Genomic DNA, 19,637 nt, shown 5'->3' on the forward strand with positions numbered 1-19,637 from the left:
CTGGGGTTGATGGCTTAATAAGTTACCAATCTTCTCCCACAAATTACAGCACTTCGACTTTAAAGACCTGTTTTTCAATAAATCGTCCAATCTCCCAGACGATTTGATTTTCAGACTTCATGGTGTCTTCAAACCATTTTTGATTTTCTTCACCTACAGCTATTAATAGTCCGCCACTTGTCTGAGGATCGCAGAGTGGTACCAAATCCATTCCATTTACCCCCTTTACTTTTGATTGAAAAGCATTCCAGTTTCGGTAGGTGTTGTCTGGAAAAATGAATTGCTTGATGTAATCCTGTACCCCTTCAAGAATGGGGAGCTTTGAAAAATCAACTTGTGCAGAAATTCCAGATGCTTCAGCCAGTTCGATCAGATGCCCTAAAAGTCCAAAACCAGTCACATCCGTCATGGCATGGACTTCTTCGTGATTTCCCAAAACCTGCCCGATATGATTTAAGCGACAGGCCGTATCCACTAAAGTCAGGTAATCTTCATCTTTGATTTTTTGTCTTTTCAAAGCTGTTGCCAATACACCAATCCCTAGAGGTTTTGTTAGATAAATGAGATCATTCGCTTTGGCACCTTGGTTGGTTTTGATTTTTCGTGGATGAACAATCCCATTCACAGAAAGTCCAAAAATCGGGTCTTTTGCAGCAATGCTATGTCCTCCTGCCAATTCGATCCCGGCAGTTTTACAGATGCTTTTGGCACCTTCGAGGACTTTGGCAGCTAGTTCGGGAGAGATTTTTTCTACCGGCCAACTTAAAATCGCATTGGCGAAAAGTGGCTTTCCACCCATGGCATAGACATCCGAAATGGCATTGGCAGCGGAAATTCTTCCAAAATCAAAAGGATCATCAACTATTGGAGTAAAAAAATCAACGGTATTCACCAACGCCAAATCTTCACTCACTTGATAGACCGCAGCATCATCTTTGGCGGAATTTCCAACCAACAAATTAGGGTCTGTCTGAGTCCAGGATTCGCTGGAAGAAAGAATTTGATCTAGAACAGCGGGTGCGATTTTACAACCACAGCCGGATCCTTCACTCCATTCAGTCAATCGTATTTTTTGCTCGTTCATATAGTTGGTCTTTCGATTGGATTAGCAAATCAATTTGTTTTGCTAAAGACAAGCCTGTCAAATCCAGGTTTAAAGTATGTTCTTTCGGATGTTTTTCCAGTTCAAACTCATAGGCTTTGTCGTAGTATGTCAATAGGTTTTGAATCCAGCTTGGATGATCTCCTTCTTCTATGGCTTCCAAAGCTTCTTTGGTTCGTAGTCCTCCTAATTTCTTGCTTAGTTTCTTGACAGCCTGTTTCAATTCTTCTTTTGGAAGCCCAGCATATTCTGACTCAATATGTGCTATCCTTTCATGTTCAGATTTGCTGATATCCAAATGTGGACTTGCTTGCATTTGGGAGAAAAATATATCTGGTAGGATTACGCGGCCAATTTTTCTACTTTCATTTTCCACCCAAATAGGGGAATCTGAATTCAGTTGAAGCAGTGCTTCTGTCAATTTATTTTCAAACTGTTCTACCGAAGGTTGGGGAGCTTGGCCTATTCCACCAAAGGCAGACCCTTTGTGATGGGCTAAATTTTCCAAATCCAAGACTTGTTCTCCAGCTTCTTTCAAATATTGGAGTAATACTGTCTTTGCGGTACCTGTTTTTCCGCCGAGGACAATAAAATTTCGCTTTTTTCGAACTTCCTCAAAGGTGAAGTTTCTATAGGTTTTATAGCCTCCTTTTAGCCTAAAAACTTCAAAACCAACCATGCTCAAAAGCCAGGAGAGAATTTGGCTGCGCATACCTCCTCTCCAGCAGTATAGGATGATTTTCCGATTTGGAAAACGCTTAATGGCTTCTTTTTGAATTTGATGAAAGCGTGGTCCTACCAATTCAAAGCCTTTGAGGGTGGCCTTTTCACTACCTTCTTCTTTGTAAAGTGTACCGATTACTTTCCGCTCTTGATCATTCAAAATCGGAATATTGACGGCTTCGGGAATATGGCTTTGGGAAAATTCCCCCTCACTTCGTGCATCTAGGATGGGGAGCTTTTGCCGAAGTTCCAAAAATTCAGAAAGTGAAATTAGGGTCTCTTTCATGCAATCCGAATATAAAAAAATGCCACTGGAATTCCGGTGGCATTTCGTTTTGGATAAGTTTTTATTAAAGCTGTGCTTCCAACTTTTGAGTCAAGATTGTTTTCGGAACAGCACCGATTTGCTTGTCTACAATTTGACCATCTTTAAAGAACAATAGGGTAGGGATAGACCTAATTCCAAATGCTTGAGCAACACTTGGATTGGTGTCAACATCTACTTTCCCAATGATAGCCTTTCCTTCATAATCACCAGCCATTTCTTCTACGATAGGTCCGATCATTTTACAAGGTCCACACCACTCTGCCCAAAAATCAATCAATACGGGCTTATCTGTTTTGATAACTTCCTCAAAGTTGGCGTCAGTTATTTCTACTGCTTTTCCCATTTTATAATACGTTTAGTTTCGGTTCAATTCTTCAAATATATGAGAGAAAGTAGATTACAGGGCAATAAGTTCAAATTGCTCGGCAAATAATTTCTATGAGCGATAGTTTTTTCTTTATAACTAGTTGCTGATCACCTTATAGGCGATCTCTGGAATCAGTTTTAACTCACTAATCAACTCCTCGCAAGGGTTAATGGAAAAGCGTTTCGAAAATAGCTCCAAAGTGATATTTTCTTTCCGGTCTTTGACGGTGAAATATAATTTGGCATCGCCTTTATACTTCTCAGTAATTTCCTCCAATTTCTCCATCAGGTCATAATTGAGGTCGTCCAAATCTATATTTACTCGAAGGCCTTTGACCATTTTCCCACGAACTTCGGAAAGCAGCATAATGGAACTCACCTTGAATTCCAATTCGTTTTCAGCCCATTTCTTCTGACCGACTTTTCCCTTGACGAAAAGGAACCAGCCTTTCATAAAATACTCCTTATACTTCACATAATCATCTCCAAAAAGGAAGAAAGTGAAACCTCCTTGATAATCTTCCAAGGTTAATGTCCCAAAGGGCTTTCCATTCTTGGTGGTCCGGTGAGCAAAGTCTGTAACGATCCCCGCCAATTGAACTTCATTTTTTGACCGAATAGAATCTAAATCATTCAAATCAGGCAAGGTGGAATTGGTAAAGCTCTCAATTTCCAATTTGTATTGATCCAAAGGATGTCCGGAGATATAAAGTCCAACCACCTCTTTTTCAATATTTAGCTGTTGAAGTTGAGAAAAAGGCTCCATTGGGTTCACGGTAGGTAAAGGAATATCCATTCCACCTCCTGCTCCTCCAAAAAGACTGACTTGAGCACTTTCTTCCTCCTGTTGGATCCGTTGTGCATATTTAACTGCCTTTTCGATCAGCGTTACATCACCTTCCGGAGCCTCTAAATATTGCCTTCGATGATGCTCGGGGAAGCAATCAAAACTTCCCGCCATGGCAAGTGCCTCCATGGTTTTCTTGTTCAGAGCCCGAGAATTCACCCGCTTGGCAAAATCGAAGATGTTTTTGAATGGGCCATTCTTTTCCCGCTCTGCGATAATATCATCTACTGCTGCCGATCCTGCACCCTTGATTGCGGCCATTCCAAATCGAATCTCTCCCACTTGGTTTACGGTAAAACCTCCTTTGGATTCATTTACATCTGGTCCTAAAACGGGGATTCCCATGCGCTTACATTCCTCCATGAAGAAGGTCACCTGTGTGATATCATTCATGTTGTTGCTGAGTACCGAGGCCATGTATTCAGCAGGATAATGTGCTTTGAGGTAAGCTGTCTGATAGGCTACCCAAGCATAACAGGTCGAGTGGGATTTGTTAAATGCGTATGATGCAAAAGCTTCCCAGTCAGTCCAGATTTTTTCAAGCTTTTTAGGATCATGTCCTTTTGCAGCAGCCTGATCGATGAACTTAGGTTTCATCTTATCCAACACGTCCTTTTGCTTTTTACCCATGGCTTTACGAAGAACGTCTGCTTCACCTTTAGTAAAGCCGGCAAGCTTCTGGGACAGCAGCATTACTTGCTCTTGGTATACGGTAATCCCATAAGTTTCCTCGAGATATTCCTTCATATCGTCGAGGTCATAGGTGATTTCTTTTTTCCCGTGCTTTCTATCGATGAACTCTGGGATATAAGCTAAAGGTCCCGGACGATAAAGGGCGTTCATTGCAATCAAATCGGCAAAAGCTGTAGGTTTCAAATCCCGCATGTATTTCTGCATTCCGGGACTTTCGTATTGGAAGATGCCGACTGTTTCACCGCGCTGGAAAAGCTCATAAGTCTTCTCATCATCTATCGGGAAATTATCAGGATCCAATTCGATTCCATGTCTTTCCTTGACGATTTTGCAGGCATCTTTGATCAGGGTGAGGGTTTTCAAACCCAGAAAGTCCATTTTTAGAAGCCCTGCAGATTCTACCACGGAGTTGTCGAATTGGGTGCAAACCATGTCGGAATCCTTCGCAAGCGCAACAGGGACAAAGTTGGTGATGTCATCCGGTGTGATGATGACACCACAGGCATGGATTCCGGTGTTTCGTACTGAACCTTCCAAAACGGTTGCCTGATTGACGGTTTTGGCGGATTCGTCTTGGCCTTGAGCTACTCGTAGTAATTCCTCAGCTTTTTGAATCAATTCAGCCTGTCCTTTCAATTTATCCGCTAAGGCGGATTTATTTTTTGCTAGGTCAAAAAGGACTTTTAGCTTCAAATCGGGAACCATATTGGCTAATCTGCTAGCTTCTTGCAATGGCAAATTAAGTACGCGAGCTGTATCCCGAATGGCAGATTTGGCGGCCATGGTGCCGTAAGTGATGATTTGAGCAACCTGATTCGAGCCATATTTTTTGATCACATAGTCGATGACTTTTCCGCGACCTTCATCATCAAAGTCAATATCAATATCGGGAAGTGAAACCCGATCCGGATTCAAAAATCTCTCAAAAAGGAGATCATACTCGATTGGATCCACATTCGTAATTCCAATGCAATAAGCAACTGCCGATCCTGCTGCGGAACCACGACCCGGCCCAACCGAAACGCCCATATCCCGAGCTGCTCGGGTGAAATCTTGTACAATCAAAAAGTAACCGGGATATCCAGTCCGTTCGATTGTTTTCAATTCAAAATCTAATCGTTCCTGAATCTCCGGTGTGATTTCACTGTATCTCTTTTTAGCACCTTCGTAGGTGAGGTGTCTCAGGTAAACATTTTCACCACGTTTACCTCCATCTACTTCATCTTGTGGGTCTTTGAATTCTTCAGGAATATCAAATTTTGGCAACAATACTTCCCGCGCAAGCTTATAGGCTTCGCACTTTTCTACAATTTCCTGAGTGCACTCGATAGCTTCCGGTAGGTCAGCGAAAAGCTTTTTCATTTCCTCAGGAGACTTCAGATAGAACTCATCATTTGGAAAGCCATATCGGAATTCTCTACCTCGCTTGCCAACATATTTTTTAGGTTTTTCTACCAGTTCCCCGTCTTTCACACAAAGCAAAATATCATGTGCTTTTGCGTCACCTTTGTCATTGTAATAGGTGTTGTTGGCGGCGAAATACTTGACATTGTATTTCTTAGCAAATTCGAGCAAAACCTCATTGACCTTCTCTTCTTCGGGAATTCCATGTCGGTTTAATTCTACATAAAAATCATCTCCAAACTGCTCTTTCCACCAGATAAAGGCCTCCTCAGCCTGTGTTTCACCTACATTCAAAATTAAAAATGGAATTTCTCCCCAAAGTCCACCGGTTGTAGCAATCAGGTCTCCTTTGTATTGAACGAGAAGTTCTTTGTCAATTCTGGGCACATAATAAAAGCCCTCGATATTTGCATAGGAGGCTAGTTTGGCCAAATTGTGATAGCCCGCTTTATTCTTTGCGAGAAGAACGGTTTGGTATCCGTCATCCTTGTTACTCTTATTTTTTCGATCTCGACATAGATTAAACTCACACCCCACAATGGGTTTGATTTCTGCAGCCATAGCAGCTTTCACAAAATGAAAAGCCCCCATCATATTTCCATGATCAGTCATGGCGATAGCAGGCATATTTAGGGATTTTGCCTTGGCGACCATAGCAGGGATTTCAGTCGTAGCCTGCAAAACCGAGTATTGGGTGTGAACATGCAAATGGGTAAAGGGCACATCCACCAATTCTGAAATGTCTGCCTTCCCGGCCTGCTTTAAAATTTCCTTAGCAGCTACCTTTTGTTCATCCTTTGCTTGGGCAAAATTTGCCTCACCCAAATCCGGAGCTTCATAGATCACTTGTTCCAAAAGAATCCCTTCCTCTGGAGGATGGACTCGGTGGGTGATCAATCCAAAGAAGCATCGAGCAGTCGCATCTACGTCATAGGCGGCATCGTGTGCATCGCCAAAGCCCTTCCCAAATAGCTTTTGATGGAGTTCCGTGAGGGTAGGCCATTTGTATTTTCCGCCTTTTCCTCCTGGAATCGCGCAAAAATCAGTAGAAATATCCTTGGTATCCAGTGGATTTGCAGTCAAAGGCATTCCCAATTCAGACCGAAGGAATTCCGAACCAACCACATTGATATCAAACTCAATATTGTGTCCGACTAGGTACTTGGCTTCTTTGACATCCTTTTCAAAAATCTCCAAAACCTCCTGTAAAATATGACCTTCTGCTAATGCTCTCTTCGTAGAAATACCATGAACCTTTTCTGCATTATAAGGAATGGTAAAACCTTCAGGTTTGATAATATAATTGTGATTGGAGAGAAGTTTTCCGGTAGCATCATGCAGTTGCCATGCCAATTGAACCAGCCTAGGCCAGTTGTCCAAGTCGGACATGGGAGCATTGTAATCGCGGGGTAATCCAGTAGTTTCAGTATCAAAAATGATATACATAGTCTGTCGGAAAATTGAGGCTTTAAATTAGGGTATTTGAGGTAAGCAAAAAATGGAATGGCAGGAATTGTCAGAGATAATTTTCCCAAAAAACAGAAGAGGTTTTTAGGGAGAAAATTCGTTGGCTTTTAGAAAATTTTTGACACCTGGACTTTATTGGAACTCTCTGGTTCCTTTTTCCAAATCAGAATAAATTTATTTCGATTTTACCTGGATTACCGCTTGTCTTCCCAAGGCATGTAAACCACTTTCTTGGTTTCAAAAAAGTCCTCCTTGAAATAGTCGCTCAAGTGGTAAGTGACATAGGATTTCCCGGTTTCCTCCATTTCTTCATCTACATCACCACCTTTTAGATATAAAATGCCGTTTGGAAACTCATTGAAATCTTCTTTTCGGATTTTTCCTTTTACCCAAGGGTAAAAATTGATCATTCGGGTCACTGCCCGGCTGATCACAAAATCATATTTTCTAACTAGTGTTTCTGCTCGCGCTTGCTGAGCTTCAACATTGCTAAGTTTCAGAGCACGAGCTACTTCTTTCACCACAATGATTTTTTTTCCAATAGAATCTACCAAATGAAAGTGTGTATCTGGAAAAAGGATAGCTAATGGGATTCCTGGAAATCCTCCTCCAGTCCCAATGTCCAGAACCTTGGTTCCAGGCTGAAAGCGCATGACTTTGGCGATCCCCAGCGAATGAAGGACATGGTGCACATAAAATTGATCCATGTCTTTGCGGCTGATGACATTAATCTTGGCATTCCAGTCTTCATACAAGGACTTCAATCGGTCAAATTGTTCGATTTGCCGCTCGCTAAGATTCGGAAAATAGGATAGAATCAATTCAGTACCGGAGTTCATCAGATGTGCTTTTCTTTGCCGGAAGCGATTTCATAAAGCAATTCTCTTGAGCGGTGTAATTGCGCTTTTACCGTTCCGAGAGGCTTGTCCAGTTCTTGGGCAATTTCTTCATAAGAGAGCTCATCAAAATAGCGCAATTGAACTAGTTTCCGGTATTTAGCTGGAAGTTTGTCCACAAAAATTCTCACCATTTCAATCCGCTGAGATTTGATGAATTCATCTTGTGGGTTGTTTTCATCATCTTCTACATCAATATTGACTGCGTTTCCGCTGTCATCGGACATGGTGGTATTTAAGCTCATGGTTTTGAGCTTTTTCTTTCTGATAAAATCAATTGCATTGTTTGTAGCAATTCGGAAAAGCCAAGTAGAAAAAGTATAGTCTTTTTTAAATCGATGTAGGTTTTTGAAAGCCTTTGCAAAAGCTTCCATGGTTAAATCTTCGGCATCATCTGCATCCCGAATCATTTTGAGGATCATGAAATAAACGGCTTTCTTGTACCGCTTCATAAGGGCCGCATAGGCAGACTGATCCTTCTCGATGACTGCTCGATCGATCAGTTCGAAGTCTTCTAAAGCCTTATTTGAAAAACCGCGTTCGTTTATTTCCATTTGATGTCTTTTGACTGATGGGAAAATGTCCCTAATCCCCAAAAATACCAGATATACAAGAAGTCGTTGACTAGGATATTGGATCGGGTTTTGGTCCCGTTAAGTTTTCGGTTGGCTGATGAATAAATCCAAAGTACCAACAGAACCCTTACGAGGAATATACCGAAAACGACGGGAAATTGTTCCCAATTTTGCTCCAATCCCAAATAAATCAGCAATCCAATACCTCCCGCCCAAAATAAAAGGTGGGAAAATGCAAACCAACCAATTTTCATCTTGTCTTGGCTTTTATACTGCTTCCCTACGTGCAAATGCCTTTTTTTCTGTCGGAAATAATCCTTCCAGTTGTCCTTTGGGATAGAAATAGTTCGTGCATCTGAGTCAATGACCACTTGGGTATTTTTTCCAGTTGCATATTTATTAATGAAAAGATCATCATCGCCCCCTTCAAAATGCCACAAGTCTTTGAATGCTTTTACATCCATAAAGAAGCTTTTGCGGTAGCAAAGATTTCTTCCAATTCCCATAAATGGTGCTTTCCATCTCGCAAAGGAGAGGTAAAACAAAGCTGTTTGAATGGTTTCGAATTGAATCCAACTGTTCAAAAAGCCTTTTATTGCGTCATAACCTCCGAATCCCAAAGAGAATGTCATTCCTTCGTTTCTAACTGGTGCGGTCATCTTTCGTATCCATTGATTGGAAGCAGGAATACAATCTGCGTCAGTTAAGAGGATAACGTCATGTTTGGCGACTTTGATACCTAAAGTCAGTGCATATTTTTTGGAAGTGACGTGCTCAGGGGTGTATTTTACGGTGACTGTACGAAGCTTGGGATAACGATCCATCATTTCCGCTAATAATCGGGATGTTCTATCCCGACTTCGATCATCGATCACCAAAACATCAAAATTCGGGTAATCTTGCTCAAAAAGTTTGGGGATTAAAAGCTTGAGGTTTTTGAATTCATTGTGAGCTGCAATGACAACAGTCACCCCTTCCTCGTTTTCGGATTGCTCTTTTTGCTTTTTAGGATTAAAGAATGCCGTTCTGCCAAAAATAGGCAAGAGGTAAATGAGTTGGATGAGGACTCCTAAACCGAAAATTATCCACAATAAAAATAGGGCCATAGGTCGATTGTGCTGGGCAAATATAAAATCAATTTCAGCATTCGTTTAAGAATAAAGGGATATTTTTGCGGGCAGATCATTTCCCGGAAATACGTCTAATTTCTTTTCGATGAAATTCACTTTACAGCATGCTGATCCCCAGACCAAAGCCCGTGCGGGGAAGTTAGAAACTGATCACGGAACTATCCTTACACCGATTTTTATGCCTGTTGGTACCGCCGGTTCGGTTAAGGCAGTTCATCAGCATGAGTTATTGGATCCGATTCATGCTCAGATTATTCTGGGGAATACCTATCATTTGTATCTCCGTCCGGGATTGGATATTCTGGAAAAAGCTGGAGGACTTCATCGTTTTATGGGTTGGGATCGTCCTATTCTGACAGATTCGGGAGGATATCAGGTATTTTCCTTGTCAGGAACCCGTAAGATAAAAGAAGAAGGAGTCATGTTTAAGTCACATATTGATGGCTCAAAACATCATTTTACCCCAGAGAATGTCATGGATATTCAGCGAACTATCGGGGCGGATATTATCATGGCTTTTGATGAATGTACTCCTTACCCTTGCGAGTATGGTTATGCCAGAAAATCTATGGAAATGACCCATCGTTGGTTGAAGCGCTGCATGAATCGATTTGACGAGACGGAAGGAAAATATGGCTATTCTCAAACACTTTTTCCGATCGTCCAAGGTTCTGTTTACAAAGATTTACGAGTTCAAAGTGCCCAATTTATAGCCGATCAGGGAAGAGAAGGGAATGCTATCGGTGGATTGTCCGTAGGAGAGCCGGCAGAGATGATGTATGAAATGACCGAAGTGGTGACGGACATTTTACCTAAGGACAAACCACGTTACCTAATGGGGGTAGGAACTCCGGCAAATATTTTGGAGTGTATTGCTTTAGGTGTTGATATGTTTGATTGCGTGATGCCGACCCGGAATGCCCGAAACGGAATGCTATTTACTTCTGAAGGAATCATAAATATTCGAAACGAAAAATGGAAGGATGATTTCAGTCCGATCGATCCAGGAATAGGAAGTTCAGTTAGTTCCTTTTATTCAAAAGCTTATCTTCGTCATTTGACCATTTCAAAGGAGATTTTGGCAGCACAGATTGCCAGTATTCATAATTTGTCCTTCTACCTTTGGTTGGTGGGAGAAGCAAGAGCCCATATTTTAGCTGGTGATTTTGCAAGCTGGAAAGCCGAAATGGTTAAGAAAGTAAGTACTCGACTCTAAAATGAAATTAATAGACCGTCTCATCATCAAGGATTTTTTGAAGACCTATTTCTTCGTGGTCTTGATGTTGATTTTGGTGGTTTTGGTGCTGGACTTTACAGAGAAAAACGATAAATACATCCAGAATCAGGTGCCAACTATAGAAATTCTCAAGTACATGGGGAATTATGGATTGTACCTGAATAACCTCCTAACCCCAATTACGGTCTTTATTTCGGTTATTTTCATTACTTCCAAAATGGCTGGTCGAACAGAAATCATTGCCATTCTTGGAAGTGGGGTAAGTTTTGTCAGATTGCTATTTCCTTTTCTTTTTTCAGCGGCTTTGATTGGCGGAGTCAGTTTTTTTCTGAATGGTTGGGTGCTTCCTGCTGCCACTGAAAATCTCACTGTATTTAAATTGGTGTATTTGGAAAAAGGAACTCCTCAAAACGAGCAAAATATTCATATCAAGGTAGGAGACGAAAGCTATGCCTATTTGAGCCGATTCTTTAAGACGAGTAATACTGGCTACAACTTTACTTTAGAGACAATACGAGATGGGGAATTACTTGCTAAACTTTCCTCTGATCGAATTGAATGGGATACAGCCAAAAGTGTTTGGACTTTGAGGAATTGGAGACTGCGCGAACTTGAAGAAGAAGGGGAAAAGTGGTCCGTGGGAACAGAATTAGATACAGTTCTTTCCATCATTCCAGATGATTTTGGGGTGCCTGATAATCACCATGAAACTCTCAAACTTCCCCAATTAAGTCGTCAAATTCGAATATTGGAAGAGCGAGGAGCAGATAATGTGAATTATTATAAAATTGAGCGCTATGTCCGATTTATGTCTCCTTTTGCAGCTTTGATTCTGACTTTTATAGGAGTGATTATGTCAGCTCGAAAAACTAGAGGAGGCTCCGGTTTTCAAATTGCCATGGGATTCTTGCTGGCTTTCATTTATATACTATTATTTATTCTGTCAAGGACCTTTGCAGAAAATGGTTCGGAATATCCCATTTTGGCTGTTTGGCTGCCTAACATCATTTTTGGATTAACTGGTTTGGTGCTTTACAAAACTGTCCCTCGATAGATGCAAGCCTCCATCAAAGACTATCTCTTACTCCATCTGATTGTCCTTATTTGGGGATTTACAGCCATTCTTGGTTTGTTAATTAGCCTTCCTGCATTGGAGTTGGTTTTTTATCGAACTTTGATTGCTTCTTTGGGAGTAGCTTTACTTTTTGCTTGGAAGAGAAAACCCATTTTGATTCCGCCTAGTCAAATGATCAAAGTGTTGGGCACGGGAGTTATTATCGCTTTGCATTGGATTTTATTCTTTTGGTCGGCTCGAGTTTCCACTGCTTCAGTTTGTCTTGCAGGGATGGCAACAACATCACTTTGGACAGCTTTTGTAGAGCCTTTCTTTAATCGAACCAAGGTGAAATGGTATGAAGTTGCCTTGGGCTTGATGGTGATTTCTGGGCTTTTGGTAATTTTTAAATTCGAGACTGGATATTGGCTGGGACTCTCCATGGCCTTGGCCTCCGCTTTTTTGGCAGCTTGTTTTTCTGTGATTAATGGTAGGCTGACTAAGCGTCATGACCCTTATCAAATTACCTTCTATGAAATGTCAGGTGCTTCGTTGTCAGTTCTTCTTTTTATGCCCATTTATGCTTTTTGGCTGTCGGATGGAGCAGGGATTCAGTGGGGCTGGCAAGGCTATGATTGGTTTTGGCTTTTGATTTTAGGAGGGGTTTGTACAGTTTATGCTTTTTCTGTTTCTGTAGAATTGATGAAGCGATTGACGGTATTTTCCATCAACCTTACGATAAACCTTGAACCTGTCTATGGGATTGTACTAGCTGTTTTGATTTTTGGGGAAAAGGAAAAAATGACCCCAGAATTTTATTTAGGTACCTTGATTATTTTGGTTTCAGTCTTGATTTACCCTGTATTGAATTACTGGAATAAACGGAGAAAAGCTGTTCGGACTTTGGGTTAATCTAAAGAGTAGTCAAATCCTTAAGTGTCTCTAAAGCAAGTGAAAGCTCAGTTTTTGTAATTTCCCCAATCTTTTCTTTTAGCCTTTCTTTGGTAATGGATCGCAAATGAAAAATCAGAATTTCTGAATTCTGTTTTAATCCGTTTTTTGGATTGGCCTTTAAAATCGGATTGCCCTTGTAGTTTTTTATTTTGCTAGTGAGCGGAGCGACGATCACTAAGTTTAAATACTTATTCATCAAATTTCCACTTAGGATCACCACAGGTCTGTAGCCCGCCTGTTCAGAGCCTCTTACAGGATTGAGGTCAGCATACCAAATTTCACCTTGCCTCATGCTCTTCCAGCTGCTTGAAGTAATCTGCCATTCCCTCCTCCGCCAAAGCAAGAGAGTCTTCATCCCCCGCTGCTCGTTTAAAAGATTGAATGTATTCTACCCTTTTGAGGTGTTCTAGGTATAGACGAAGGGCGTTTTCTAAAAGCTTATTTTTCGGAAGAGAAAGCTTTTTTGCCTCTTTTGTGAGCCTTTCCAAAAGATCATCAGGAAGTGAACTGGTAAAAGTAGCCATACAAATCATATTTATGATTTGTAAATATAATTTGTAAGTAATTTGATTACAAGTGTTTCTCAAATACAAAATACTCCCCTTTCCAGCTAAGGTTACTTGGCTTTTCATGGAAAAGCCCGAAGACTGTCGAACCCGAGCCCGACATAGCTGCATAATAGGCACCGGATTCATAGAGTTGGGTTTTGATTGCTTTGATTTCAGGATGGGATTGAAAAATGCTTGCCTCAAAATCATTAACCAATTCTTCTTTCCATCTGGATTTATCAGCCAAAACCTCTTCCAATTTAACGGAAGGATGCTTTGGAGTGACTCCCGCATAGGCTTCCTTGGTTCCAATGTGAATTCCGAGATAGATTAAAACCAGATAGGAACCTTGTAAGGAAACATCAATAGGCTGGAGTATTTCCCCCCTTCCCCTAGCGATTTTCGGTGCGTTTTCTACAAAGAAAGGGCAATCGCTTCCTAATTGGGCAGCATATTCTTCTAAGAAAAAATCATCCAGATGAAGGTCGAACAGGTTATTCATCAGTTTCAAAGCAAAAGCCGCATCTGCCGATCCTCCCCCTAGGCCAGCTCCCATGGGGATGTTTTTGTGTAGATGAATTTTCAGATTAGGTAGTCCCTGAAAATCCTTTCGGAAAAGCTTTTCGGCTTTTAAAATGAGATTGTCTTTAGAGTCTCCGGGAATGAAAAGCCCCGTGCTTTCCCAGCCTCCTTTTTTATCCACGATCATTTCCAAAGCATCAAAAAGTGGAATCGGAACCATACAGGTCTCGATTTCATGATAGCCGTCTGTTCGTTTTCCGGTAATGTGAAGGCCTAAATTGATTTTGGCATTTGGAAAGGTGATCATAGAATCTAGATTTCAAGCAAAATAAGGGATTTTTAAGAGGAAGTGCTTGACTATTAAGCTTGAGAAATTTTTAAAACTTCTGAATGGTGGTTGTTGAAAAAAGACTAAATCTTCATTTTTCTTGTCAAAATTGAAAAAAAGAATCGGTTTGGTTGAAAAAGAATCAATTCGATACAAAATTTTGAAATTTTAAAAAATTTAGAATTCCAATTCAAAAAATAGCTTTAAAATAAATATTTGAAAAATAATATTTTAAAATATATGAAAATACAAGAATTTATTTTCTGCAAAATTTAAAATATGACAAATTAAATATTGTATCTATGGTTTAAGAGGGTTAATTTTGAGTCGTCATTAATTGAAAAGCAGCTCAACCCAATACTATGAACGGAAAAGTCTTTTTGCTAAGCATTATTATTCTCCTTGAATTTTAAGGTGAGGCACTAGACTAATATCAACATATCAAACAAATAAGTGCCTCATTTGAAGAGGCACTTTTTTTTATACCCAAACTATGAACCTAAAGAAATACAGCTGGGAAATTTCAGATAACCCGGAGCATCCCGCCGGGAAAGCCATGCTTTATGCAACTGGCTTGTCTGACAAAAAAATGAAACAGCCTTTCGTTGGAATCGCGAGTTGCGGTTATGAAAGTAATCCCTGCAACATGCATCTCAATGATTTTGCCGGTCTCATCAAAGCCTCCTCTCAGGAGTATGATTTGACCGGTTTGGTTTTTAATACTATTGGGATTTCTGACGGAACATCCATGGGAACCATGGGGATGCGTTATTCGCTGGTATCGAGGGAAATAATTGCTGATTCGATTGAGTCTTTCATTTTGGGGCATTCTTTTGATGCTTGTGTAGCAGTCGCAGGCTGTGATAAGAATATGCCGGGTGCCGTTATGGGTATGCTTCGCATCAATCGCCCTTCTATTATGGTATATGGAGGTACGATAGCATCGGGTAACTATAAAGGAGAAAAGCTGAATATCGTATCTGCTTTTGAGGCTTTTGGTAAGAAAATTCAAGGGACGATCTCGGATGAAGATTACGATGGAGTCATCCGGAATGCCTGTCCGGGAGCAGGAGCTTGTGGTGGGATGTACACTGCAAACACAATGTCTTCAGCCATTGAGGCGATGGGAATGTCCTTGCCATATTCGGCTTCGTATCCAGCCAATTCACCTGAAAAACTTCGGGAATGCCGGGAAGTCAGTCAGTACGTGAAAGTTCTTTTGGAAAAAGACATCAAGCCCAAAGACATTGTCACTAGAAAAAGTATTGAAAATGCTGTTCGCGTAGTGATTGCACTTGGCGGTAGTACGAATGCAGTACTTCATATTCTAGCAATCGCCAAAACTGCAGGAGTGGATTTTACCCTTCAGGATTTCAAAGCACTTAATGACGTGACTCCTATGCTGGGAGATTTCAAACCTTCTGGTAAATTTTTAATGGAGGATTTGCATGAGCAGGGAGGATTGCCTGCATTTATGAAGTTTATGCTAAATGAGGGTTTACTTCACGGTGATTGCATGACGGTGACCGGAAAAACTTTGGCTGAAAATCTGGAGAAGATTGAGCCTATTGTTCCTTCCATGGTCAATTGCATTCGACCTCTCGATCAACCGATCAAGAAGACCGGTCATCTCTGTATTCTTAAAGGAAACTTAGCTCCAGAAGGAGCGGTGTCGAAGATTACGGGTAAAGAGGGAATCTCCTTTACGGGACCAGCCAAAGTTTTCGATTCTGAATTAGAAGCCAATAATGCCATCCGGGATCATAAGGTTCAGGCAGGTGATATCGTAGTTATTCGTAATGTAGGACCAAAAGGTGCTCCAGGAATGCCTGAAATGCTGAAGCCTACTTCTATGATTATCGGAGCAGGATTGGGTTCAGATGTAGCCTTAATTACAGATGGTAGATTTTCCGGTGGGACGCACGGTTTTGTCGTGGGCCACGTGACTCCTGAAGCTTGGTGTGGAGGTCCGATTGGGCTTTTAAGAGATGGAGATATGATTACTATCGATGCAGACAAATTGGAGCTTTCCGTAAATGTTAGCGAAGCTGAATTTGCAGAGCGGAAAAAATCCTGGTCGCCAAAAGTCATTGAAGGACTTCAAGGCACTTTGAAAAAATACAATAAACTCGTTGCCACAGCTTCTGAGGGTTGTGTGACTGATAAATTCTAAACCTATGAAGGAATCCATGATCCGGGGAGCGGACATTGTAGTTCAGTCCCTAATTGCCGAACAAGCAGAGATTATCTTCGGGTATCCTGGTGGTGCAATCATGCCGGTCTATGATGCATTGTATGATTACCATGAGCAGATCAAGCATGTTTTGACCCGTCATGAGCAAGGAGCTATCCATGCTGCCCAAGGTTATGCTCGGGTATCAGGAAAAGTGGGAGTATGCCTTGCTACCTCAGGACCTGGCGCAACGAATTTGATCACAGGTTTGGCGGATGCGCAAATTGATAGCACACCTTTGGTTTGTATTACTGGTCAGGTAGCTGCTCATTTGTTGGGAACAGATGCTTTCCAGGAAACGGACGTGGTGGGGATTTCTATGCCAGGAACAAAATGGAATATTCAGGTTCGCCGCGTAGAAGATATCGCACCAGCAATTGCTAAGGGTTTTTATATCGCCCGTTCAGGTAGACCAGGACCAGTTTTGATCGATATCACCAAAAATGCCCAAGTCGATTTTGGGGAAATGAATTATGCTCCTTGTCTTGGTTTTAGGTCATACAAGGTTCACAAGCCGGTAGAACAATCTTCGATTCAGGAAGCTGCAGAATTGATAAATCAAGCGGAGCGTCCATATGTATTGTTCGGTCAGGGCGTGGTTCTTGGAAAGGCAGAAACTGAGCTGAAGTTTTTCTTGGATAAAACCGGTATTCCAGCAGCCTCGACTTTGTTGGGATCTGGAGCACTATCACAAGATCATCCTTGCTATGTAGGGAAATTAGGGATGCATGGAAATTATGCTCCCAATTTGTTGACGAATCAATGCGATGTGCTGATTGCGGTAGGAATGCGTTTCGATGACCGGGTTACAGGAGATTTGAAGCGATATGCCAAGCAGGCAAAAATTATCCATTTGGAGCTTGATCCAGCCGAAATCAATAAAAATGTAAAAGTCAATATACCAGTTATTGGTGACTGCAAGGAAAGTCTATCCATGCTGACTGAGGCGGTTGAAAAAAAGACTCATTCAGAATGGTTGGCTAAGTTCCGTGAATTGGAGGAGTTGGAAAAAGAAGCAGTCATGCAGCATGATATTTCTCCAACCAAAATCGGTTTGACGATGGGAGAAGTGATCAATCAAATCAACCAATACAAGGCAGATGATGCGGTTTTGGTGACTGATGTGGGACAGCATCAGATGATTGCTTGGCGCTATTTCAATTACAAAAAACCTCGAACTCAGGTGACATCGGGTGGCTTGGGAACTATGGGCTTTGCACTTCCTGCGGCTCTTGGAGCCCAACTTCATGATTATTCACGACAGGTAATTTGTGTTGTGGGTGATGGAGGAATTCAGATGACCATTCAGGAGCTAGGGACCATTATGCAAACAAAAGCTCCGGTAAAAATTGTCCTTTTGAATAATAATTACCTCGGAATGGTGAGACAATGGCAGCAAATGTTCTTCGATAGACGCTATTCCTTCACCGAACTGAACAACCCTGATTTTATCAAAATCGCTGAAGCCTACGGAATCAAAGCCCAAAAGGTAAAGGCTAGAGAAGAGTTGACCGAAGCGATTGAAGATATGTTGATCTATGATGGTCCTTATTTCTTGGAGGTAGTGGTTGAAAAAGAAGACAATGTGTTCCCGATGATTGCCACGGGATGTTCAGTTGAAGAGGTGAGATTAAGCTAATCCAGACTATGAAGCGTTACACGATTTTTGTCATTACCGAGAATTTTATCGGAATTCTGAACAGAATCACCATCATCTTCACGCGAAGAGGAATCAATATTGATGCTTTGACCGCCTCAGAGAGTAGAGTGGATGGCATCCATCGAATTACCATTGAGGTGACAACTTCCGAGGATATGGTCATTCAATTGGTCAATCAAATCGAGAAAGTCATTGATGTGATTAAAGCTTTCTATCATGAAGATGAAGGCGTAGTCTACCAAGAGATCGCTTTATATAAGATTCCGGTAACTCGATTGGATGGTGGATTGGAAAAAGTTATTCGACAGCATAATGCCAAGATTATCGCAGCCGAGCCTCAATTTGTAGTGCTCGAACTTACTGGGCATAAAGAGCAAACACAGGAATTACTGGAAATTTTGAAAGGTTATGGCCTTTTGGAATTTGCTAGATCGGGAAGAGTTGCAGTCGCAAAACGGATGGTGACTATAGACGACTTTATTAAATAAAATTCTGATATTCAATCTATTAAATCAATAAAAGCTATGAAGTTAAAATTTGGCAACGTGGAAGAAAATGTAGTCACTCGGGAAGAATTCCCCTTGGAAAAAGCAAGGGAAGTTCTAAAGGATGAGGTGATTGCTGTAATTGGATATGGGGTTCAAGGCCCTGGTCAGGCTCTAAACCTGAAGGACAATGGCTTCCACGTCATTGTAGGTCAGCGAAAGAATTCCAAAACTTGGGACAAAGCCGTTGCTGACGGCTGGGTTCCTGGCGAGACACTTTTCGATATTGAAGAAGCTTGCGAGCGCGGTACTATTATCCAATTTTTATTATCAGACGCAGGCCAGATTGCTTTGTGGCCAACTGTGAAAAAGCATCTGACTCCTGGAAAGGCATTGTATTTTTCCCATGGTTTTGGAGTAACCTATAAGGACAAAACTGGAATCATCCCGCCTGCTGATGTAGACGTGATTTTGGTAGCACCAAAAGGTTCTGGGACTTCTTTGAGAAGAATGTTTGTAGAAGGAAGAGGCTTGAACTCTTCTTATGCCATTTATCAAGACGCTACCGGTAAAGCCAAAGATCGAGTGATTGCTTTGGGTATTGGAGTAGGTTCCGGATACCTTTTTGAAACAGATTTTTACCGGGAAGTAACTTCCGATTTGACTGGAGAGCGTGGAACCTTGATGGGAGCTATTCAAGGGATTTTCGCCGCTCAGTATGAAGTATTGCGTGAAAATGGTCATACTCCTTCAGAAGCGTTTAATGAAACAGTTGAAGAATTGACGCAGTCTTTGATGCCTTTGGTGGCAGAGAATGGAATGGATTGGATGTATGCCAACTGTTCTACTACTGCTCAGCGTGGAGCTTTGGATTGGTGGAAGCCTTTCCGGGATGCGACTAAGCCGGTTTTCGAAGCACTATATGAATCTGTGAAAACAGGAAAAGAAGCGCAAAAATCAATCGACTCCAATTCCAAGCCTGACTACAGAGAGAAGTTGGAGGAGGAATTGAAAGAATTAAGAGAATCTGAAATGTGGCAAGCAGGAGCTGTCGTCAGACAGTTGCGGCCAGAAAACAATTAAAC

At 41.4% G+C, this 19,637-nt stretch carries 17 protein-coding genes; 7 read left to right on the top strand and 10 right to left on the bottom strand.

The genetic code is table 11. The features are described from left to right. Window positions 1-43 precede the first annotated feature (43 nt). The 7 genes from selD to E4S40_RS08450 all read right to left on the bottom strand — a co-directional run bounded on the left by selD (window position 44) and on the right by E4S40_RS08450 (window position 9,507). Window positions 44-1,084, bottom strand: coding sequence for a selenide, water dikinase SelD (gene selD / locus E4S40_RS08420; RefSeq protein ID WP_135072964.1), 1,041 nt, complete (start codon window positions 1,082-1,084; stop codon window positions 44-46). After that, window positions 1,056-2,111 (bottom strand): tRNA 2-selenouridine(34) synthase MnmH, encoded by a 1,056-nt coding sequence (gene mnmH / locus E4S40_RS08425; RefSeq protein ID WP_135072967.1) that lies wholly within the window; start codon window positions 2,109-2,111, stop codon window positions 1,056-1,058. The genes selD and mnmH overlap by 29 nt, the downstream gene beginning before the upstream one ends. A gap of 64 nt (window positions 2,112-2,175) precedes the next feature. Further along, a complete protein-coding gene (gene trxA / locus E4S40_RS08430; protein ID WP_135072969.1) occupies window positions 2,176-2,496 on the bottom strand; it encodes a thioredoxin in 321 nt (106 codons plus the stop codon). Between the two features lie 120 nt (window positions 2,497-2,616). Then, window positions 2,617-6,909 carry a DNA polymerase III subunit alpha gene (gene dnaE / locus E4S40_RS08435; protein WP_135072972.1) on the bottom strand — a complete coding sequence of 1,431 codons (4,293 nt, stop codon included), beginning with the start codon at window positions 6,907-6,909 and terminating at the stop codon, window positions 2,617-2,619. A gap of 215 nt (window positions 6,910-7,124) precedes the next feature. Next, window positions 7,125-7,769: a 16S rRNA (guanine(527)-N(7))-methyltransferase RsmG gene (gene rsmG / locus E4S40_RS08440; protein WP_135072974.1), complete on the bottom strand. Its 645-nt coding sequence runs from the start codon at window positions 7,767-7,769 to the stop codon at window positions 7,125-7,127. Continuing rightward, on the bottom strand, window positions 7,769-8,380 hold the full coding sequence (locus E4S40_RS08445) for an RNA polymerase sigma factor (protein WP_135072976.1): 612 nt from the start codon (window positions 8,378-8,380) through the stop codon (window positions 7,769-7,771). The genes rsmG and E4S40_RS08445 overlap by 1 nt, the downstream gene beginning before the upstream one ends. Beyond that, complete coding sequence (locus E4S40_RS08450; RefSeq protein WP_135072978.1) at window positions 8,371-9,507, bottom strand: glycosyltransferase; 1,137 nt, start codon at window positions 9,505-9,507, stop codon at window positions 8,371-8,373. The genes E4S40_RS08445 and E4S40_RS08450 overlap by 10 nt, the downstream gene beginning before the upstream one ends. Window positions 9,508-9,616: 109 nt before the next feature. Between E4S40_RS08450 and tgt the strand changes: the two genes are divergently transcribed. From tgt to E4S40_RS08465, 3 genes are read left to right on the top strand one after another with little or no spacing between them, the layout of a single operon-like run. Next, window positions 9,617-10,747 carry a tRNA guanosine(34) transglycosylase Tgt gene (gene tgt, locus E4S40_RS08455; RefSeq protein WP_135072980.1) on the top strand — a complete coding sequence of 377 codons (1,131 nt, stop codon included), beginning with the start codon at window positions 9,617-9,619 and terminating at the stop codon, window positions 10,745-10,747. A gap of 1 nt (window position 10,748) precedes the next feature. Then, window positions 10,749-11,822: an LptF/LptG family permease gene (locus E4S40_RS08460; protein ID WP_135072982.1), complete on the top strand. Its 1,074-nt coding sequence runs from the start codon at window positions 10,749-10,751 to the stop codon at window positions 11,820-11,822. Continuing rightward, window positions 11,823-12,734: a DMT family transporter gene (locus E4S40_RS08465; RefSeq protein WP_135072984.1), complete on the top strand. Its 912-nt coding sequence runs from the start codon at window positions 11,823-11,825 to the stop codon at window positions 12,732-12,734. A gap of 1 nt (window position 12,735) precedes the next feature. Here the strand turns inward: E4S40_RS08465 and E4S40_RS08470 are convergent, their stop codons facing one another. The 3 genes from E4S40_RS08470 to ispE are packed head-to-tail and all read right to left on the bottom strand — an operon-like array spanning window position 12,736 to window position 14,153. Beyond that, window positions 12,736-13,068 carry a type II toxin-antitoxin system PemK/MazF family toxin gene (locus tag E4S40_RS08470; protein ID WP_135072986.1) on the bottom strand — a complete coding sequence of 111 codons (333 nt, stop codon included), beginning with the start codon at window positions 13,066-13,068 and terminating at the stop codon, window positions 12,736-12,738. Further along, window positions 13,055-13,300: a ribbon-helix-helix protein, CopG family gene (locus E4S40_RS08475; protein WP_135072988.1), complete on the bottom strand. Its 246-nt coding sequence runs from the start codon at window positions 13,298-13,300 to the stop codon at window positions 13,055-13,057. The genes E4S40_RS08470 and E4S40_RS08475 overlap by 14 nt, the downstream gene beginning before the upstream one ends. A 46-nt stretch (window positions 13,301-13,346) precedes the next feature. Beyond that, complete coding sequence (gene ispE / locus E4S40_RS08480; protein WP_135072990.1) at window positions 13,347-14,153, bottom strand: 4-(cytidine 5'-diphospho)-2-C-methyl-D-erythritol kinase; 807 nt, start codon at window positions 14,151-14,153, stop codon at window positions 13,347-13,349. A 514-nt stretch (window positions 14,154-14,667) separates the two neighbouring features. Here ispE and ilvD point away from each other — a divergent pair. The 4 genes from ilvD to ilvC are packed head-to-tail and all read left to right on the top strand — an operon-like array spanning window position 14,668 to window position 19,635. After that, window positions 14,668-16,347 carry a dihydroxy-acid dehydratase gene (gene ilvD / locus E4S40_RS08485; protein ID WP_135072992.1) on the top strand — a complete coding sequence of 560 codons (1,680 nt, stop codon included), beginning with the start codon at window positions 14,668-14,670 and terminating at the stop codon, window positions 16,345-16,347. Window positions 16,348-16,351: 4 nt separating this feature from the next. After that, complete coding sequence (ilvB, locus tag E4S40_RS08490; RefSeq protein WP_237563150.1) at window positions 16,352-18,046, top strand: biosynthetic-type acetolactate synthase large subunit; 1,695 nt, start codon at window positions 16,352-16,354, stop codon at window positions 18,044-18,046. Between the two features lie 8 nt (window positions 18,047-18,054). Then, complete coding sequence (ilvN, locus tag E4S40_RS08495) at window positions 18,055-18,555, top strand: acetolactate synthase small subunit (RefSeq protein ID WP_135072994.1); 501 nt, start codon at window positions 18,055-18,057, stop codon at window positions 18,553-18,555. A gap of 36 nt (window positions 18,556-18,591) precedes the next feature. Then, complete coding sequence (gene ilvC / locus E4S40_RS08500) at window positions 18,592-19,635, top strand: ketol-acid reductoisomerase (RefSeq protein WP_135072996.1); 1,044 nt, start codon at window positions 18,592-18,594, stop codon at window positions 19,633-19,635. The last annotated feature ends 2 nt before the right edge of the window (window positions 19,636-19,637 follow it).

The organism is Algoriphagus kandeliae (assembly GCF_004571135.1).
Classification (GTDB): domain Bacteria; phylum Bacteroidota; class Bacteroidia; order Cytophagales; family Cyclobacteriaceae; genus Algoriphagus; species Algoriphagus kandeliae.

Excerpts from the sequence above, each read along its gene's own strand:
- selD (WP_135072964.1), bottom strand. The coding sequence starts at position 1,084 with ATGAACGAGCAAAAAATACGATTGACTGAATGGAGTGAAGGATCCGGC.
- mnmH (WP_135072967.1), bottom strand. The coding sequence starts at position 2,111 with ATGAAAGAGACCCTAATTTCACTTTCTGAATTTTTGGAACTTCGGCAA.
- trxA (WP_135072969.1), bottom strand. The coding sequence starts at position 2,496 with ATGGGAAAAGCAGTAGAAATAACTGACGCCAACTTTGAGGAAGTTATC.
- dnaE (WP_135072972.1), bottom strand. The coding sequence starts at position 6,909 with ATGTATATCATTTTTGATACTGAAACTACTGGATTACCCCGCGATTAC.
- rsmG (WP_135072974.1), bottom strand. The coding sequence starts at position 7,769 with ATGAACTCCGGTACTGAATTGATTCTATCCTATTTTCCGAATCTTAGC.
- E4S40_RS08445 (WP_135072976.1), bottom strand. The coding sequence starts at position 8,380 with ATGGAAATAAACGAACGCGGTTTTTCAAATAAGGCTTTAGAAGACTTC.
- E4S40_RS08450 (WP_135072978.1), bottom strand. The coding sequence starts at position 9,507 with ATGGCCCTATTTTTATTGTGGATAATTTTCGGTTTAGGAGTCCTCATC.
- tgt (WP_135072980.1), top strand. The coding sequence starts at position 9,617 with ATGAAATTCACTTTACAGCATGCTGATCCCCAGACCAAAGCCCGTGCG.
- E4S40_RS08460 (WP_135072982.1), top strand. The coding sequence starts at position 10,749 with ATGAAATTAATAGACCGTCTCATCATCAAGGATTTTTTGAAGACCTAT.
- E4S40_RS08465 (WP_135072984.1), top strand. The coding sequence starts at position 11,823 with ATGCAAGCCTCCATCAAAGACTATCTCTTACTCCATCTGATTGTCCTT.
- E4S40_RS08470 (WP_135072986.1), bottom strand. The coding sequence starts at position 13,068 with ATGAGGCAAGGTGAAATTTGGTATGCTGACCTCAATCCTGTAAGAGGC.
- E4S40_RS08475 (WP_135072988.1), bottom strand. The coding sequence starts at position 13,300 with ATGGCTACTTTTACCAGTTCACTTCCTGATGATCTTTTGGAAAGGCTC.
- ispE (WP_135072990.1), bottom strand. The coding sequence starts at position 14,153 with ATGATCACCTTTCCAAATGCCAAAATCAATTTAGGCCTTCACATTACC.
- ilvD (WP_135072992.1), top strand. The coding sequence starts at position 14,668 with ATGAACCTAAAGAAATACAGCTGGGAAATTTCAGATAACCCGGAGCAT.
- ilvB (WP_237563150.1), top strand. The coding sequence starts at position 16,352 with ATGAAGGAATCCATGATCCGGGGAGCGGACATTGTAGTTCAGTCCCTA.
- ilvN (WP_135072994.1), top strand. The coding sequence starts at position 18,055 with ATGAAGCGTTACACGATTTTTGTCATTACCGAGAATTTTATCGGAATT.
- ilvC (WP_135072996.1), top strand. The coding sequence starts at position 18,592 with ATGAAGTTAAAATTTGGCAACGTGGAAGAAAATGTAGTCACTCGGGAA.